Source organism: Pseudomonas sp. G(2018) (genome assembly GCF_005502415.1).
Classification (GTDB): Bacteria; Pseudomonadota; Gammaproteobacteria; order Pseudomonadales; family Pseudomonadaceae; genus Aquipseudomonas.
In genome coordinates this window covers 143,070-160,042 of the sequence record NZ_SCOO01000004.1, presented here as the reverse complement: position 1 = coordinate 160,042, position 16,973 = coordinate 143,070, and the positions used below count along the sequence as shown (strand labels likewise).

The window sequence follows — 16,973 nt, the reverse complement described above, 5'->3', positions numbered from 1 at the left end:
AGGAGGCTAGTCATGCACGTCATCGTCGAAAGTGATGCCTACCCCAGCGATCGGGGAGCAGTGCAACGCCTGGCTCCGCAGCCCTGCACTATTCGCGAAACCGGCCTGACGGACAGTTTTCTCGCAGAGTTGGTGTGCAAGCATTTGTTTGATGCTGGCGTGCTGGACATGTCGCGGCTGGTGGAGCGCCTGGCGCTGACTGGCGCGGTACTTGAAGAAGTCCTGGCGTTTCTGCGCAAGGATGGCCGTGTCGAAGTGCTGGGCCAGGTGAGTCAATCCGGTGGGCAGTCGCTGCGTTATGGCCTGACCGAACGCGGACGCAGTGCCGCCCGCGATGCCATGTCGCGCAGTGGCTATATCGGTGCAGCACCCTTCCCGGTGAGTACCTACCGTTCCCTGATCAAACTGCAGACAATTCACCATGGTCGCATCAATGCCAATGATATGCGCAATGCCCTTGCTGGCGTAGTGCTCACGGAGGCGATGCTCGATCAGCTGGGTGTGGCGATGAACTCCGGGCGCGCAATCATGATTTATGGTCCCGCGGGTACCGGCAAGACTTATGTCAGCAGTCGGTTAATACGTCTGTTCGCGGAGGCCATCTGGGTCCCCCATGCCATCGTCATCAACGAGGCGGTGATCGAGATCTATGACCCGCAAGTGCATCAGCGGCTCGATGACAACGCTCAGCAGAACACTCTGATGCTCAACGAAGGGATCGACCGTCGACTATTGTGCTGCAAACGCCCGATCGTCATCACGGGGGGTGAGTTGAGCATGGAACAGCTGGACGTTCGTTATGACCCTTTCACCCGTCAATACCAGGCCGCTTTGCAGCTCAAGGCCAGCAATGGCCTGTTCATCATCGACGACATGGGGCGCCAGCGCATGGCACCTGCCGAGTTGCTGAATCGCTGGATCGTACCGATGGAAGAGAAACGCGATTTCCTCAACCTGGGCGGCGGTCGGCATTGCGAGCTGCCATTTGATCTGATTCTGGTGTTTTCCACCAACCTCAATCCCCTGGAGCTGGCCGATGAGGCCTTCCTTCGCCGGATTGGCTACAAGCTGCAATTCGGTTACCTGAAGCCCGAGGAGTACGAAAAGATCTGGCGTCAGGAAAGCGAGCGCCTGGGTATTTCCTATGACCCGTTGCTGGTGCGTTATGTATTGCAAAGGCTTTATGCAAGTGAAGGCATGCCCCTGGTGCCTTGCCATCCCCGCGATCTCCTGAACATGGCACTCGATCGCCAGCGTTATATGGGCGGTTCCGGACCACTGTCACCGAAAGAGTTGGAATGGGCCTGGCACAACTACTTCGTCCAGCTCGACTTTCTTTGATACGGAGATACTGACATGAGCTCTCGTACGCTTACCCTGATAGGCGTTTCCCTGGCCATGGGCCTTGGGGCTGCATGGATGGCCGACTCCTGGCTGAGCGCGCGGCTCAATGCCAGCCCGGATGACCACCTTCGAAACGTGGTGGTCGCCACGGTAGAGATTCCATTCGGGCAGATGGTCGAGGCCCAGCAGGTCACGACCGTACGCATGCCGATCGATACGATCCCGGACGATGCCTTCGATGCCAGCGAAAAAGCCGTGGGCAAGATCGCAACCTTCGACATTCTGCGGGGCGACATCATGCGTGGTGCGCGTCTGAGCGAGCACCTGGGAGGCAGCACCCTGGCTTCTTTGATTGCGCCTGACAAACGCGCCATATCGGTACGTGTGGACGATGTGGTCGGCGTCGGCGGATTCCTGTTACCGGGTAACCGGGTCGATGTACTGGCGACCAAAACCACTAATTCCGGCAATAACAGCGCCACGTCCAGGACCATCCTCGAGAACTTGCGGGTGTTGGCGGTGGATCAGACTGCGGGTACCGACAAGACTCAACCGGTAGTGGTGCGCGCGGTGACCCTGGAGATGTCGGCCGTTGAAGCGGAAGCCCTGGTCACGGCGCAGACGGAAGGCAAGTTGCAACTGGCGCTGCGTAACCCGCTGAACCTCGAGAAGAAAAGCCCGGCCGTTGCACCTGTTGCTCCTGTTGCCCCGGCCATGGTTGTGGCCTCCGCCGAGGCACCAAAACGCGTGGTACAGCGCAGCAGTGGCGAGGGCGGGGGTATCACCGTGATCCGCGGGATCGAAGCCAAAGTAGTCAACATTCGCTGACAGTGTGCAACAGGTGCCAGGGTAATGGCGGAGCCGATCCGGATCAGTATCGGCAATCGAGGGCTTGATGATGAATCTTCGTATTCAGCGGCCGTTCACTTCGACGCCAAGGCGCCAGGAAGGATCGGTGAGTGTATTGATGGTGATCGCGTTGGCGGCGATGGCCATGATGGCGGCATTGGCTCTGGACGGCGGGCATATGCTGCTGAACAAAACACGCCTGCAAAATGCGGTGGACGCCGCCGCCCTGAGTGGCGCCAAAACCCTGAGCCAGGTGGAGGGTGGTACCAACAGTGCCAGCGCGACGCGCACCGCCGCGCTCAATACGCTGGTGCAGAATGCCAATGCCACTGGCAACAACGAGTTGGCCACGGCTGTGGGCGACAACGCAGGAGCATTTGCGGTGGTGGAACTGGCAAGCAGTGTTTATGGCCCGTTCTCTTATCCCGGGCCGACGGATGCCAAATACGTCCGGGTATCGGTAGCGAGCTATGGCCTGACGGGATTTTTCTGGAACTTCGCCCAGGCATTTGGCGCCGTGGGGAACAAGGCGGTGGCGGCGATTGCTACCGCGGGACCCAGCCCTACCAGCCCCTGCGATCTCGCGCCATTGATGGTCTGTGGCGATCCGGCTCAATACAACCCGGGCGCCGGTATGTTCTGGGGCTTCCAGTTTGGTGATTTGAAGGTATTGAAGACGGCTTCCGGCAATCAGTCGCCCATTGGTCCAGGCAACTTTCAGTTGCTCGATTTTGGCTCGGGCGGCAATGCAGTCAGGGAGGAGATGGCTGGAGGCGGCAAGGTCTGCCGCAATGTGGGAGACAACGTCACGACCGAGCCTGGCAACAAGGTTGGCCCTGCGTCTCAAGGCCTGAATACGCGCTTTGGCATCTATCAGGGGCCGGTCAGTGCCTCGGACTATCCGCCGGACCTGGTGACCACGTCCACTAACCCCGCTATCACAGACGACGGCACAGGCCCGAAGTACCTGGGGCAAGCCGTCACCTCGAACAATGGCACGCTCACGGCGGGCGGCAACCCGATACTGGACTACAACGACTGGCGTGCGAGCGTTGCCGCGTGTGTGGCAGGGGGCAGTGGCTGTCAGGGCAACGGGGTGTTCGAGCGCCGGATGCTGAAAATCGTGGTGGGCAACTGCGCCGGGAAAAATAGTGGTTCAACCTCGATCCCGGTCCTCGGTTTTGGCTGCTATTTCGTGGTGCAGCCCATGGATGGCGGTGGCGGGGAAGCGGAGATTTTTGGCCAGTTCGTGATGGAGTGCGAAGGCGACAACGTGGCCGGCCCCTCGCCGTCAACCGATTCCGGACCGCAGATCATTCAGCTCTACAAAACCTATCTCAACGGCAGCGGTACTCCGAGCACTGACTCGTAGGGAGGCGTGATGAGACTTTATGGATTTAAGAGCCGGCAGCGCCAGCAAGGCCTGGCCACGGTGGAATTCACCCTGGTCCTGCCGGTGTTGCTCCTGATGTTACTGGCCTTCGGTGAGTTCGGCCGCATGCTCTATCAGTACAATCTGCTGCTGCAGGCCAGCCGCGATGCCGACCGTTTTGTCGCCAGCCAGGCCTGGGACTCAACGCTTGGCAAGGTCGCTCTGAGCGATACGCTGCAGACCCAGACAAAAAATGTAGCGGTGTATGGCGTACCCAGCCAGACAGGCACGCCAGTGGTGTCTGGGTTGACGGCCGCAAACGTAGTGGTCGCAGCAGTGGGCACTGACCATGTACGGGTGACCATCACTTATACGTTCTGCCCGGTGATTGGCTCTGGCAATTGCGCCGGATCGCTTCCCGGCTTTTTTGGTAATCCGATTGCACTGGGCATTCCGCTGGTTGCCACTACCGTGATGAGGGCCCTGTGATGAATAGAAAACACATGCGCGGCACCTATACGGTGGAGTTCGCCATCGTTGGTCTGCTGGTGTTCACGCTGTTGTTCGGCGTAGTGGAAATGGGCCGCCTGTACTTCACGGTCAATGCGCTGGATGAAGCCGTGCGCCGTGGTACGCGCCTGGCGGCGGTGTGCAATATCAGCGATCCGGTGGTATTGCAGCGGGCGATCTTCAATGCCGCGGGCGATGCAGGTAATAGCCGGCTGATTGGCGATCTGACCACCACCCATTTGACGTTGACCTATCTGGACGCAAACGGTGCTCTGGTGGCCAACCCCGCGGACACTGCCAGCGCCAACGGCTTTCGTGCCATCCGCTATGTCCGGTTGAGTCTGCAAAATTTCGTTTTCAATCTGTTTGTTCCCGGGTTCGGTGTGCCCATTACGCTGTCTACATTCAGCGCAACGTTGCCACGCGAAAGCCTCGGGCGTCATTCCGATTCTGGGGAGATCACGCCATGCTGAATACCAAGGAAACTCCAGTCTCCACCTCGACCAGCAAAGCCGGGCTACGGTTGCTGATCAGCAGCCGTGATGCCGCGTCGTTGCGCGACCTGCAGGGGGTCTGCCAACGCATGCCCAGCCTGGAGGTGAGCACCCGGCTGGTGAGCAACGGGCATGTCGACCCGCTCTACGGTCTGGACCGGATGCCCGATCTGTTGCTGTTACGCGTCAGCCACCTGTGGCGCGAGGAATTGGCGGCACTGTTGCAGCGCCCGGCCCACGAGCGTCCGCCGATGTTGGTGTGCGGTCTGCTGAGCGAACAGGAAGGCATGCGCCTGGCGATGCAGGCCGGCGCCCGTGACGTGCTGCCAGAGCCCGTCGCCGAAACAGAACTGGTCGCCGCCCTGAATCGGCTGGTCATGGAGGTTCGGACCGGCAGCGGGACAGAAGGGAAATTGATCGCCGTGATCAGCTCCAAGGGCGGATCCGGCGGCACCATGCTGGCCTGCAACCTGGCTCAGCAGCTCAGCCTGAAGGGTGGCAGTACCCTGTTGCTGGACATGGACCTGCAATTTGGCAGCGTGACGCATTATCTGGATGTGGCGCAGGCGCACAGCCATCTGGAGGTGTTGCATCAGATCGATGGCATGGACAGCATCGCGCTACGGGGTTTTTGCAGCCACTTCAGCCCGACCTTGCATGTGTTGGGTGGCCGGGCCGGTGAGCTGTGTCTGCCGCAGGACGCCCAACCCGAGCAACTGGACACCCTGTTGCAGTTGGCTCGCGCCAGCTATGGCTGGGTAGTGATCGATCTGCCGCGGCAAATCGACCACCTCACCGGCTCCGTGCTGGAACAGGTGGATCGGGTGTATGTGGTCGTGCAGCAGAGCGTCAGCCATCTGCGCGATGCCAGTTCCCTGGTGCGGATTCTTCGCGAAGACCTGGGCGTGCGTGGGGATCAATTGCAGATAGTGGTCAACCGCTATGACAAGGCGGCAGCGATCAGCCTCAAAGATATCGGCGAGGCGCTGCGTTGCACGAATCTGTCGAAATTACCCAACGACTTCAACCTGGTCAGCCAGAGTCAGAACACTGGCGTGCCGTTGGGTCTGCATGCGCCGAGGGCGGCGATCACCGCTGCCCTGCGCGACATGGCCGAGGACCTTGTCGGCAACCAGTTGGCCGGAAACAAAGGCTTGCTTAAACGTGCCTTCAACCGTTTTTTCGGGGGATGACCCATGATCAGTGACTTTCGTAACCGCTTGCGCAAACAATCCGGAAAACCCGCCCCTTCGTCGGCTGGCCAGCCGGGTGACGACCTGCTGGATCCGGTAGAGGAAATAATGGCGTGGGAGCGTTCAACGCCGGACATTCTTTACGAAACCAGAAGTCAGGTCACTCCGGTGGAGGCCGAGTGGCGAGAAAAAATCTACCAGCAGTTGCTCAAGGTCATGGACCTGTCCTTGCTGGACGCTCTTGAACAGGCTGAGGCCGCGCGGCAGATTCGCGATATTTGCCAGCGCCTGCTCGATGAGCATTCGGCACCGGTGAGTTCTTCCAGCCGCCAGTTGATCATCAAGCAGATTACCGACGAGGTGCTCGGTCTGGGGCCTCTGGAACCGCTGCTGGCCGATCACAGTGTGTCCGACATTTTGGTCAACCGACATGACTCAGTGTATGTCGAGCGCTTCGGCAAGCTGCAACGCACCGATGTGCGTTTCCGCGATGATCGGCATTTGCTGAACATCATTGACCGCATCGTTTCCAGCCTGGGTCGGCGTATCGACGAGTCTTCGCCGTTGGTGGATGCGCGGCTCAAGGACGGTTCGCGGGTCAACGCGATTATCCCGCCGCTGGCCATCGACGGCCCGAGCATGTCGATCCGGCGCTTTGCCGTGGACCTGCTCAATACCGACAGCCTGATCCAGGTGGGGGCATTGACCCCGGCCATTGCCCTGCTGCTCAAGGCGATTGTCCGTGGACGCTTGAACGTGCTGATTTCCGGCGGTACCGGCAGCGGCAAGACCACCATGCTCAATGTGCTGTCGAGTTTCATTCCGCACAACGAGCGGATCGTCACCATCGAAGACTCGGCCGAACTGCAACTGCAGCAACCCCATGTGGTGCGCCTGGAAACCCGGCCTTCGAATATCGAGGGACGTGGCGAGGTGAACCAGCGGGAGTTGGTGCGCAACAGCCTGCGGATGCGGCCGGACCGGATTGTGATCGGCGAAGTGCGCGGCGCCGAGGCGCTGGACATGCTGACAGCGATGAACACCGGTCACGACGGTTCGCTGACCACGATCCACGCCAACACCGCGCGCGATGCATTGGGGCGTATCGAGAACATGGTGTCGATGACCGGGGCGACCTTCCCGATCAAGGCCATGCGCCAACAGATCGCTTCGGCCATAGGAGTGGTCATCCAGCTGGAACGCCAGGAGGACGGCAAGCGCCGCCTGGTCAGCGTACAGGAAATCAACGGCATGGAGGGCGAGATCATCACCATGACCGAAATCTTCTCCTTCGTGCGCCAAGGCGTGGGCGAAAACGGCGAAGTACTCGGTGAGTTTCGGCCCAGCGGCATGATCCCCGCCTTCCGCGACGTGCTGGCCAAGCGCGGTATCGAGTTGCCGCTTGCGATGTTCAGGCCTGAGTGGATGGAGGCACGGCAATCATGAACCAGGTTCCTGGTGAATTCATTCTGATGTTCCTCGGCATGGTGTTTATTGCCGTCTTCCTATTGTCCCAGGGCGTGGCGGTACCGGTATTCGGCGAGGCCGGCAAGATGCGCAAGCGCATTCGTGGCCGCTTGCATGTACTGGAGAAAGCCAACAATCAGTCCAGCATGCAGACCGTGTTGCGACAGAAATACCTGACGCGTTTATCGCCATTGGAGGCCAGGCTTGAGCAGCTGCCTTTTATGGAGGCATTGACGCAAATGATCGAGCAGTCCGGGCACGAATACCGGGCTTATCGGGTTTTGCTGCTCGGGCTGGTGCTGGGTGGCTGGGCGGGTATCTTGATCTGGATGGTTTGGTCCGTCTGGTGGATGGCGCTGGTGGCGGGTTTCGCGCTCTTCTGGTTACCCATACTGAAAATTTCTCGCGACCGTGGCAAGCGTTTCGCTGCGTTCGAGGAAGGCCTGCCGGATGCACTGGACGCGATGTGTCGCGCTTTGCGCGCCGGACACCCCTTCAACGAAACCCTGCGCCTGGTGGCCGAGGAGCATAGGGGGCCGGTGGCTCAGGAGTTTGGCCTGACCTTCTCGGATATCAACTATGGCAATGATGTACGCCGGGCCATGCTCGGTCTGCTGGAGAGGATGCCGAGCATGACGGTGATGATGCTGGTGACCTCGATCCTCATCCATCGCGAGACCGGCGGCAATCTGACCGAGGTGCTGGAGCGTCTGAGTCGGTTGATTCGCGGGCGCTTCCGCTTCCAGCGCAAGGTCAAAACCCTGTCGGCGGAAGGGCGCATGTCGGCCTGGGTGCTGGTGGCGATTCCCTTCGTGCTGGCGATCGCGATCATAGTCACCAGCCCCCGTTACCTGCCTGTGCTGATCAATGATCCACTGGGCCACAAGCTGATCATTGGGGCGTTTTGCGCCATGTTGATCGGGATTTTCTGGATACGAAAAATCATCCGGATTCAGGTTTAAGCGGTATTCGCTACCGGGAGGTACAGGTCATGGATTTTTTGCTCGGGTTGTTCAGTCGGGTCACGGGGAGCGAGGAGATGGCGCGCCTGATGTTCCTCGGCGCGATCGGTTTGAGTACGGTGCTTGCGGTTGGTGCCGTGATCCTGCTGATGATGGGGCTTCAGGATCCGGTGCAGCGTCGTCTGGCGCTGATCAAGCGTGGTCATTTGGGCAGCACGACCGGGCAGGAAGCTCCGGGTAACCTGCAACTGTTGCTGGAGCGGGTCGGCCAGCGCTTTGCCTCGACCGATTCGGCTCAAACGTCAGCCACCCAGACCCTGTTGATGCATGCAGGCTACCGTTCCTCGTCGGCTGTGCAGATGTACTGGGCAGTGCGCTTGATATTGCCGCTGTTATTGGTTGGTATTGCGTTGCTGCTGTTGCCGATGATTCCCAAGGTTACCCTGGTCATGGGGCTGCTGTTGGTGGTCTTGGTGGCCGGTATCGGATGGTTGGTGCCAGCGCTGTATGTCGGCAAGCGCAAGCAGTTGCGACAAGGCCGGCTGCGTGCTGCGTTTCCGGATGCGCTGGATCTGATGGTGGTGTGCGTGGAGTCGGGCCTGGCCTTGCCCACGACCATCGAACGGGTGGCTGAGGAGATGTCGGTCAGTCAGGTCGAACTGGCTGAAGAGCTGGCCCTGGTCAATGCGCAAATCCGCGCGGGCATCTCCAGTACCGAGGCGCTCAAGCAGCTGGCCGTACGCACTGGTCTGGATGATGTACAAGGTCTGGTCAGCCTGTTGGCGCAGAGTATCCGCTTTGGTACCAGCGTGGCCGACACCCTGCGCATCTATGCTGATGAGTTCCGTGACCGGCGTACGCAGGCCGCTGAAGAGCTGGGGGCGAAAGTCGGTACCAAACTGATATTCCCGCTGATTTTCTGTCTATGGCCGAGCTTCTTTCTGGTCGCTATCGGCCCCGCTCTGATCGGGGTATTCAGAGTATTCGGTAAGTGAACAGGAGTGGCTTACTATCTGACGGTGTGGCTGGCTGTACTGCATAAGAACGGGGTGGAGCAGGTGAACGGAGTGTATTCACTCCCATCGCTTGCTCCACCTTTTAATACCTGGACTGTATTTTTCTGCACACATGATTAAGCCCGGCTTTGCAGCCAGGCTACTCTGGACGACACCAGAGGCTGATCACCCATCAACAAGCCTCAGTTGCCAATGGTCATTTCTCCCGCTGCATCCTGGTCATAAAATTCCGGGATCGGGTAGTTGAAGCTATTGAGCCAGCGCTGCATGGCCAGGTCACGTTCGGTGGCCGAGGCGGTTTGCAGTTTAGGGGAGGCAACCACACCGCGAATCTGCAACTGCAACCACTGCTCGGTGCCTTGTTGATACGGCGAGGAGGGCCCCGGCTCAATAGCCCAGGCAGTGGTGGACAGACAAACCATACACACGATCAACAGCCTTTTGGTTTTCATCTCGATTCCCTCGTACGTTCTACTTGATCGCACTGGAAGAGGCATCGGCTACCTCAGTCGTGCGAGCTCCTTCGGAAGTCACCACTTTTTTGGCGGTGGCTTTGAGTTTTTCCGCGCGGGTTTGAGCTTCTGCAACTTGCTTGGGGTTCAAGTCGGCGCGGGTCACGAGTTCGGCAGCCGCCTTCCAGTTATCCTGGTAGATCAGCAGTGTCACCATATTGAGTGCCGCCAGTGAGTTTGACTGCTTGAGCTCCATGGCGGTCATGAACTCAAAGCGTGCTTCAGGGATCCGTCGCTGATTGAGGTAGACGACCCCCAGGTCATTGCGCATCCTGTCATCGGTGGGGGCCATCTTCACCGCACGCCCAAGGTGAGTGGCAGCGCTGGCGTTATCATTTTTGGCAGCGGCCAACTGGCCCAGGCCATGTTCCCCTTCAGCCGCCAGGCAGGTGCCGAGCAAGCTTTCGTACAACGGCTGCGCGTCGCCACTACGGCCCATCAAGCGCAGCACCCGAGCCTTGCGCAGGCGAACCTGCACCAGGCTATCGGGCAATCCTTCCAGATTCGCCAGGCTGGCATACAAACGGCCTTCGTCGGCCATGTTGTCGGCCAGGTTCAGGGCCAGCTCTTGCTCCGAACCGGGCTTGGCACAGCTGACCGGTCGCGAAGACAGGCCATTGCTGGCACAACCTGCGAGCATTAATGTCGCCGCAATTGCAATGACTGCTTTCATCGAGGGGCCTCTGGCTACACCACGTTGAACGCCTGGCCAATGGCAATACAGCAGGCCCGGCAAGCGCTCAAAGTCACCGTTACGAGTGAGGGCTAGGTCAGTGTGGTTAAGGCTTCGGTTCATTGCGAGAGCCCGCTGAGATTGTCGAAGTCGCCATTTTCCAGGAAGAACATGCGGTAGAAGTTCGGGTCGTAATTGCGCAGCTGCTCGCCAGGCAATGACGGTAGTTGTGCATTGGCAGCCAGTGGCTGGACCAGATGCGGGGTAACGATCATCAGCAGTTCGCGCTCTTCACGGTTGATGGTGTTGTCGCGGAAAAACGCGCCCAGAACCGGGATATCGCCCAGCCCCGGAAACTTGTTCACCTGGGAATTGTTGCGGGAGCTGATCAGGCCGCTGATGACGAAGCTTTCGCCGTCGGCCAGGGAGATGCTGGTATCGGTTCGGCGCACGGTCAAGGCCGGGACGACCGTGCCGGCGATGCTCACGGCGTTGGTGAAGTCCAGTTCACTGACTTCCGGTGCCACCTTCAGCGCGATACGGTTTTTCCCGACGATGGTCGGCGTCAGGGTCAGGCGGATACCGAATTCCTTGTACTCGATGAATATGTTATCGCTGCCTGAACTGGGCACCGGAATCGGTATTTCACCGCCGGCCAGGAAGCTCGCACTCTGCCCGCTGAGCGCTACCAGGCTTGGCCGCGCCAGGGTATAGGCGAAGCCGCTGCCCTCCAGAGCGTTGAGCGCCACCAGGGTACTGCCGGTCGCAAACGTGAGGTTGAAGTTGTCGTTGTTCACCGGTATCGACGGCGTGACAATGCCGCCGACGGTGGGCAAGGTTCTTGGCGAGCCGAACAGCCAGTTGCCCCGGACTCCGAAAATCGAGGCGGAGGCTTCCTTGAGCTTGGTCCGGCTGACTTCAACGAAGCGGATATCGGTCTGCACCTGACTCGGCAACAGCGGGTCGTCGGAAGGCACCGACGGCACGCTGGTCAGCGCCGACGTGGCTTTACCCCTGACAAACACCATGCTTTGGCGCGGCGTTTTCGAACAGGCGGTCCAGACCATCAGGCTAGTGGTCCCCGGCGCAATACCCGTGAGTATGAAAGCGTTGTTGCCGCTGGGTTGCACGTCGGCAATTTTCGGGTCACCCACCGCCAGTTGTGTTACCGGAACGGGGCTGCGCAGTTCATTCTGCAGCCCCTGGCCGACCTCAAACGTCGTCGGCCAACTGTCCAGTTGCGGGCAGTTGGCCGTCGCGGCCTGAGCCGCATCCACGCTGATGCCCATCCAAAACAGGCCATGGATAATTCGCTTCAAAGCGGGCTCGGTACGAAAGCTCATAAAGTACATCCTCGCTGGATAGGCCATCTTTAGGCAGACTCAGTTGTCTGATCACTTCACGGGGATCGGACTATCCCCCCCCAATGCGCCAGACTCACGTATCCATGGCCCTGGCTTTACTCTTTGCGTGACACACACATATACGGGCACAACTCGCTGATCTAGGTAGATAGCGAACGACCTTTGCTATAACGGTATTTAGTGATCCGGTAACCTGGACTGCCCGCCAGAGCGATGCTAGCGACCATGGACGGCGCTGTCCGCCGACGTGGCTCCCCTGGAAAGTTACCGGCAACGAAAGTACATAGCCGGAAAGTGCCTGTCAGGATCATAGTGAGGTAACTCCTTTTGCCAATCCGCTATCTGATCACTGAAGCTAACGTTGAAACTCGAGCCGTTATGACTTCTTATTGTTTGAAGGTAGTTCAATCAAACCAAAGTGCCATGAGTAAAAAAGAAAACTGTCGGTTTAATGGCTGGAAACAGGTGGGCGAGCGGTGCAGGAAAGCTCGCTGTGCACTGCGGTTGCCTGAAATTGAGGGGTTGCGCACAAGGCAATAAAAAAAAGGCCCGCATGCTTGAACATGCGGGCCTTTTTGGCGTGACTGAGTGAGGATCAGTGTTTGCTGTCCTGGTTCGACAACGCCAGCAGCTGTTTTTCCTGGTTCCAGTCGAAGGGTTCGTCGTTCTGTTCAGCTTCGAAGCGACGTTCTTCCAGCGCCTGGTACAGGACGATTTCATCATCGGGCATGTAATGCAGGCAGTCGCCGGCGAAGTACCACAGCAGGTCGCGGGGGACCAGGTGGGCGATTTGCGGGTAGCGGGTGATGACCTGGCACAGGATGTCCTGGCCCAGGTATTGGCTTTCGATCGGGTCGACCGGCAGCAGGGCAAGCAGTTCGTCAAAACGCTCCAGGAACAAGGCATGGCTTTCGTCGGGAACCTGCTCGGCCTCACCCACGGCGACCAGGATGCTGCGCAGGTGGTCGAGCAAAACGAGATGATCGGCAACGATGTTGGACACGAGATAAGTCCTCAAGAGCAAAACGGGCGCGGGAGTATAAAGCTCCCGCGCCCTTTTTTACATGCTGTACGGCGTTCGCTGGATCAGCGGACCTTATCGTCGGTCAGCGCTATTTCCTCTTTACTGAAATCATCGACATCGATCACCTTGCGCCGCGCCGATTCGGCCTCACGCAGGGTGTGCGCTTCCACCGGTTGCAGTACGCCGGCTTCCAGTGCGGCATCGATGACGTGCTCGCCGGCAACCGGTTTGACCTGACCGCTCTTGAGCGCCACATGCAGTTTCTTTTGCAAGGGCTGCGCAGCGTTCAACAGGTTGCAGGCGTGTTGCAGGGCGCCGACCGGGTCTTCGTTCGATTGTGGACGGTAGCAACCCAGAAGCACTTCTTCGAGGGCTGGATCGCCCTTGGTGCGGCCGATCACCGCTGCGACCGTGGCACCGAGCTTGTCCGATGGCCCTTTGTGGCGGCGACCGAACGGGAACACGATCACCCGCAACAGGCACGCCAGCACCTTGTTCGGGAAATTGTTCAGCAGTTCATCCATGGCCCGTTCGGCTTGTCCGAGGCTTTCCTCCATGGCCCAGGTAAACAGCGGCTCCATGTACGCTGGCGCGTCGAGGTCGTTGTAACGTTTGAGTGCGGCGCTGGCCAGGTACAGGTTGCTCAGTACATCGCCGAGTCGTGCCGATAGCCGTTCGCGACGTTTCAGTTCGCCACCCAGCAACATCATGCTGAGGTCGGCGAGCAATGCGAACGCCGCTGCCTGGCGGTTGAGGGCGCGGAAATAACCCTGGCTGAGCTTGTCGCCCGGCACCTGTTCCAGATGACCGAAACCGAGGTTCAGCACCAGGGTGCTGGCCGCGTTGCCCACGGCAAAACCGATGTGCTTGAGCAACAGGCCGTCGAATTCGATCAGTGCCTGATCCTTGTCCTCGCGGGTGGCCAGCGCCATTTCCTTGAGTACGAAGGGATGGCAGCGAATCGCGCCCTGACCGAAGATCATCAGGTTGCGCGAGAGAATGTTCGCACCTTCCACGGTGATGAAGATCGGCGCGCCGTTCCATTTGCGAGCGAGGTAATTGTTCGGTCCCTCGATGATCGCCTTGCCGCCGTGCACATCCATCGCCTGACTGATGCACTCGCGGCCGCGTTCTGTGAGGTGATACTTGAGGATCGCCGACAGCACCGACGGTTTCTCGCCGAGATCTACCGCGTTGGCCGTCAGCATGCGCGCGGCGTCCATCATCCATGCGTTGCCGCCGATGCGGGCCATGGCTTCCTGAATGCCTTCGAACGCCGCAATCGGCACATTGAACTGCTCGCGAATCTGCGCGTACTGGCCGGTCACCAGGCTGGTGAACTTGGCCATGCCGGTGCCCACCGCCGGCAGCGAGATCGACCGTCCCACCGAGAGGCAATTCATCAGCATCATCCAGCCTTTGCCAAGCATTTCCTGTCCGCCGATCAGAAACTCAAGCGGTACGAACACGTCCTTGCCGGCGTTCGGGCCGTTCATGAATGCCGCCCCCAGAGGCAAGTGACGGCGTCCGATTTCCACACCGGCGATATCGGTTGGAACCAGTGCCAGGCTGATGCCCAGGTCCTCTTTCTCGCCCAGCAGGTGGTCCGGGTCGTAGGCCTTGAACGCCAGGCCGAGGAGGGTGGCTACCGGGCCGAGAGTGATGTAGCGCTTTTCCCAGTTCAGGCGCAGTCCGAGGGTTTCCTTGCCTTCCCACTCACCTTTGCAGATCACCCCGGTGTCGGGCATGCCGCCGGCGTCGGATCCGGCCAGCGGACCGGTCAGTGCGAAACATGGAATATCGTCGCCGCGCGCCAGGCGTGGCAGGTAGTGATTGCGTTGTTCATCGGTGCCGTAATGCAGTAACAGTTCGGCTGGACCGAGGGAGTTGGGGACCATCACGGTGGAGGCGAGATCGCCGCTGTGACTCGCCAGTTTCATGGCCACTTGCGAGTGGGCATAGGCCGAGAAACCCTTGCCGCCAAACTCCTTGGGAATGATCAAGGCGAAGAAGCCGTTGTCCTTGATGAAGGTCCAGGCATCGGCCGGCAGGTCCATGGTTTGACCGAGCTGCCAGTCGCTGACCATGGCGCAGAGTTCTTCGGTCGGGCCATCAATGAAGGCCTGTTCCTCTTCGTTCAATTGCGCTTTCGGGTAGGACAGCAGTTTGTTCCAGTCCGGACGCCCGCTGAACAGTTCGCCGTCCCACCACACAGTGCCGGCTTCAATGGCGTCGCGTTCGGTTTGTGACATGGGCGGCAGGGTTTTCTGGAACCAGTTGAACATCGGCGCGCTGAAGAATTTGCGGCGCAGATCAGGCAGTAGCAGCGGTGCGGCCACGGCGGCGATCAATACCCAGAAAATCAGCAGCAGCCAACCCGGTGCGTGGCTGAAGGCCCCCATTGCCAGCAGGTAAACAGCCACGATACCCAGGGCAGGCAGTGGCGCGATACGACGGTGGGCTAAATAAGCTATCCCGACAACCAGAACCAGTATCCACAACAGCAGCATATTTAATCCTCCGTGAAACCAGGGCGAACCAACCCACAGAGCTTAGACGGCATCCGCGAAACAGGGTGGTCAGAGCAAGGTGATTGAAAACGTGGGAAACCATGGATGATTTTGTAGGCCTGACGCGCGGCAGACCGTGAAAAATCGTTCATCGAGCGGGCGACAAAGCGTCCATATTTGGCCGAAACGTCGTTATCTCTGTGCTGAACCTCTCGCTAGACTCGGGGCTTCTCCAGGAGATTGCCCGCATGCACGAGTATCTAAGCCCCGGCCGCTTCATCGATAGTGACCACCCCTCGGTGGTGGAGTTCGCCGAAAAACATCGTGGCCCCCGTCGCGACCCGATCGAGCAGGCGATACATCTCTACGACGCAGTGCGTGAGGCGGTGCGCTATAACCCGTACACCTTCAGCCTCGATCCGCAGACCCTGCGAGGCAGTTACGCGCTGGCGACCGGGGAGAGTTATTGCGTGCCCAAAGCCACACTGCTGGCGGGCTGTGCGCGACATTGCGGGATACCTGCGCGGATCGGCCTGGCGGACGTGCGCAATCATCTGTCGACGCCGCGTCTTCTCGAATTACTCAAGAGTGACGTGTTCGCCATGCACGGCTACACCGAGTTGTTTCTGAACGGTCGCTGGGTCAAGGCCACGCCAGCCTTCAATCAAGGCTTGTGCGATTTATTCAATGTGGCGCCGCTGGAGTTCGACGGGATCAACGATAGCGTTTTCCATCCTTTCAATCGCGATGGCGAGAAACTGATGGAGTACCTGATCGATCACGGCCAGTTCACGGACGTGCCCGAAGCGTTCTTCTTCGAGCATCTGCGCAAGTGCTATCCACACTTGTTCGGCGAGCAACTGCAACCTCTACTCGGGGACATGCACAGCGATTTGAGTCGCGCCTGATCCGGCGTATGCTGCCTGCGCATTCATCAATCGAGAGGCGGTCATGCTGAAGATCTGGGGTCGGAAAAATTCATCGAATGTCAGAAAGCCTTTGTGGACCGCCGAGGAACTTGGCCTGGCCTATGAAGCCATCGATGCGGGCGGCGCCTTTGGTGTCGTTGATACGCCTGAGTACCGTGCCATGAACCCCAATGGCCGCGTTCCGGTGATCGAAGACGACGGTTTCGTGTTGTGGGAGTCCAACGCCATCGTTCGATACCTGTTGGCCAGGCATGCCGCGAATACCCCGTGGTACCCGTCGGATCTGCAAGCACGAGCCACCGCTGACAAGTGGATGGACTGGACCACCTCCAGTTTTGCAGGTCCCTTCCGTACCGTATTCTGGGGTGTCCTGCGCACCCCGGCAGATCAACAGGACTGGACCGCCATCAAGGCTGCGATCAAGGAATGCGACGCGCTGCTGACAATGGCCGATCAGGCACTGGCGGCCAGTCCCTACCTGTCCGGTGAACAGATCGGCATGGGCGACATTCCCCTGGGCAGTTTTATTTATGCCTGGTTCGAGATGCCGATCGAGCGCGCGCCGCAGCCCCATCTGGAGGCCTGGTACGCTCGGTTGAAACAGCGTCCGGCGTATCGCAAGGCGGTCATGACCGCGTTGACTTAATACTCACTATCGACACACTTGACTGTACTTGTGTGGCGGCGACAAGCACCATTGTGCCAATGCGCTGTGGTTGTGTTGATCGCCGCTCGCCCCTATTTATTCCTTTCT

At 59.3% G+C, this 16,973-nt stretch carries 16 protein-coding genes; 11 read left to right on the top strand and 5 right to left on the bottom strand.

Annotated features, from left to right (window positions below; genetic code table 11):
* Positions 1 to 12: 12 nt before the first annotated feature.
* The 9 genes from FFS64_RS05785 (at position 13) to FFS64_RS05745 (ending at position 9,186) form a co-directional block, all read left to right on the top strand.
* Positions 13 to 1,341, top strand: a complete 1,329-nt coding sequence (locus tag FFS64_RS05785) for an AAA family ATPase (protein WP_137804567.1) — start codon at positions 13 to 15, stop codon at positions 1,339 to 1,341.
* A 15-nt stretch (positions 1,342 to 1,356) separates the two neighbouring features.
* The gene (gene cpaB, locus FFS64_RS05780) at positions 1,357 to 2,172 is read left to right on the top strand and encodes a Flp pilus assembly protein CpaB (RefSeq protein ID WP_137804566.1); all 816 of its coding nucleotides are present in this window, start codon (positions 1,357 to 1,359) and stop codon (positions 2,170 to 2,172) included.
* 67 nt (positions 2,173 to 2,239) lie between these two features.
* Entirely contained in the window at positions 2,240 to 3,565 is a 1,326-nt protein-coding gene (locus tag FFS64_RS05775; RefSeq protein ID WP_137804565.1) for a TadE/TadG family type IV pilus assembly protein, read from the top strand.
* 9 nt (positions 3,566 to 3,574) lie between these two features.
* Positions 3,575 to 4,054, top strand: a complete 480-nt coding sequence (locus FFS64_RS05770; RefSeq protein WP_137804564.1) for a TadE/TadG family type IV pilus assembly protein — start codon at positions 3,575 to 3,577, stop codon at positions 4,052 to 4,054.
* Complete coding sequence (locus FFS64_RS05765) at positions 4,054 to 4,548, top strand: TadE/TadG family type IV pilus assembly protein (protein ID WP_137804563.1); 495 nt, start codon at positions 4,054 to 4,056, stop codon at positions 4,546 to 4,548. Before FFS64_RS05770 ends, FFS64_RS05765 begins: the two co-directional genes overlap by 1 nt.
* Entirely contained in the window at positions 4,542 to 5,762 is a 1,221-nt protein-coding gene (locus FFS64_RS05760) for an AAA family ATPase (RefSeq protein WP_137804562.1), read from the top strand. Before FFS64_RS05765 ends, FFS64_RS05760 begins: the two co-directional genes overlap by 7 nt.
* Positions 5,763 to 5,765: 3 nt before the next feature.
* Entirely contained in the window at positions 5,766 to 7,208 is a 1,443-nt protein-coding gene (locus FFS64_RS05755; RefSeq protein WP_137804561.1) for a CpaF family protein, read from the top strand.
* Positions 7,205 to 8,191: a type II secretion system F family protein gene (locus tag FFS64_RS05750; RefSeq protein ID WP_137804560.1), complete on the top strand. Its 987-nt coding sequence runs from the start codon at positions 7,205 to 7,207 to the stop codon at positions 8,189 to 8,191. The genes FFS64_RS05755 and FFS64_RS05750 overlap by 4 nt, the downstream gene beginning before the upstream one ends.
* A 29-nt stretch (positions 8,192 to 8,220) precedes the next feature.
* A complete protein-coding gene (locus FFS64_RS05745; protein ID WP_137804559.1) occupies positions 8,221 to 9,186 on the top strand; it encodes a type II secretion system F family protein in 966 nt (321 codons plus the stop codon).
* Between the two features lie 203 nt (positions 9,187 to 9,389).
* Here FFS64_RS05745 and FFS64_RS05740 read toward each other — a convergent pair whose 3' ends face one another.
* From FFS64_RS05740 to FFS64_RS05720, 5 genes are all read right to left on the bottom strand, one after another.
* A complete protein-coding gene (locus FFS64_RS05740; protein ID WP_137804558.1) occupies positions 9,390 to 9,659 on the bottom strand; it encodes a DUF3613 domain-containing protein in 270 nt (89 codons plus the stop codon).
* Positions 9,660 to 9,678: 19 nt separating this feature from the next.
* Positions 9,679 to 10,392, bottom strand: coding sequence for a M48 family metallopeptidase (locus tag FFS64_RS05735; protein WP_137804557.1), 714 nt, complete (start codon positions 10,390 to 10,392; stop codon positions 9,679 to 9,681).
* A gap of 119 nt (positions 10,393 to 10,511) precedes the next feature.
* Positions 10,512 to 11,735, bottom strand: a complete 1,224-nt coding sequence (locus tag FFS64_RS05730) for a type II and III secretion system protein family protein (RefSeq protein WP_137804556.1) — start codon at positions 11,733 to 11,735, stop codon at positions 10,512 to 10,514.
* Positions 11,736 to 12,351: 616 nt separating this feature from the next.
* On the bottom strand, positions 12,352 to 12,759 hold the full coding sequence (locus FFS64_RS05725) for a PA2817 family protein (protein WP_137804555.1): 408 nt from the start codon (positions 12,757 to 12,759) through the stop codon (positions 12,352 to 12,354).
* An 83-nt stretch (positions 12,760 to 12,842) separates the two neighbouring features.
* Complete coding sequence (locus FFS64_RS05720) at positions 12,843 to 15,290, bottom strand: acyl-CoA dehydrogenase (RefSeq protein ID WP_137804554.1); 2,448 nt, start codon at positions 15,288 to 15,290, stop codon at positions 12,843 to 12,845.
* A gap of 248 nt (positions 15,291 to 15,538) precedes the next feature.
* Here FFS64_RS05720 and FFS64_RS05715 point away from each other — a divergent pair, with 248 nt between their 5' ends.
* Both FFS64_RS05715 and FFS64_RS05710 read left to right on the top strand, forming a co-directional pair.
* Positions 15,539 to 16,198 (top strand): transglutaminase family protein, encoded by a 660-nt coding sequence (locus tag FFS64_RS05715; RefSeq protein ID WP_137804553.1) that lies wholly within the window; start codon positions 15,539 to 15,541, stop codon positions 16,196 to 16,198.
* Positions 16,199 to 16,241: 43 nt separating this feature from the next.
* On the top strand, positions 16,242 to 16,865 hold the full coding sequence (locus FFS64_RS05710; RefSeq protein WP_137804552.1) for a glutathione S-transferase family protein: 624 nt from the start codon (positions 16,242 to 16,244) through the stop codon (positions 16,863 to 16,865).
* Positions 16,866 to 16,973 lie beyond the last annotated feature (108 nt).

Coding starts and splice junctions, on each gene's coding strand:
- FFS64_RS05785 (WP_137804567.1), top strand. CDS start 13: ATGCACGTCATCGTCGAAAGTGATGCCTACCCCAGCGATCGGGGAGCA.
- cpaB (WP_137804566.1), top strand. CDS start 1,357: ATGAGCTCTCGTACGCTTACCCTGATAGGCGTTTCCCTGGCCATGGGC.
- FFS64_RS05775 (WP_137804565.1), top strand. CDS start 2,240: ATGATGAATCTTCGTATTCAGCGGCCGTTCACTTCGACGCCAAGGCGC.
- FFS64_RS05770 (WP_137804564.1), top strand. CDS start 3,575: ATGAGACTTTATGGATTTAAGAGCCGGCAGCGCCAGCAAGGCCTGGCC.
- FFS64_RS05765 (WP_137804563.1), top strand. CDS start 4,054: ATGAATAGAAAACACATGCGCGGCACCTATACGGTGGAGTTCGCCATC.
- FFS64_RS05760 (WP_137804562.1), top strand. CDS start 4,542: ATGCTGAATACCAAGGAAACTCCAGTCTCCACCTCGACCAGCAAAGCC.
- FFS64_RS05755 (WP_137804561.1), top strand. CDS start 5,766: ATGATCAGTGACTTTCGTAACCGCTTGCGCAAACAATCCGGAAAACCC.
- FFS64_RS05750 (WP_137804560.1), top strand. CDS start 7,205: ATGAACCAGGTTCCTGGTGAATTCATTCTGATGTTCCTCGGCATGGTG.
- FFS64_RS05745 (WP_137804559.1), top strand. CDS start 8,221: ATGGATTTTTTGCTCGGGTTGTTCAGTCGGGTCACGGGGAGCGAGGAG.
- FFS64_RS05740 (WP_137804558.1), bottom strand. CDS start 9,659: ATGAAAACCAAAAGGCTGTTGATCGTGTGTATGGTTTGTCTGTCCACC.
- FFS64_RS05735 (WP_137804557.1), bottom strand. CDS start 10,392: ATGAAAGCAGTCATTGCAATTGCGGCGACATTAATGCTCGCAGGTTGT.
- FFS64_RS05730 (WP_137804556.1), bottom strand. CDS start 11,735: ATGAGCTTTCGTACCGAGCCCGCTTTGAAGCGAATTATCCATGGCCTG.
- FFS64_RS05720 (WP_137804554.1), bottom strand. CDS start 15,290: ATGCTGCTGTTGTGGATACTGGTTCTGGTTGTCGGGATAGCTTATTTA.
- FFS64_RS05715 (WP_137804553.1), top strand. CDS start 15,539: ATGCACGAGTATCTAAGCCCCGGCCGCTTCATCGATAGTGACCACCCC.
- FFS64_RS05710 (WP_137804552.1), top strand. CDS start 16,242: ATGCTGAAGATCTGGGGTCGGAAAAATTCATCGAATGTCAGAAAGCCT.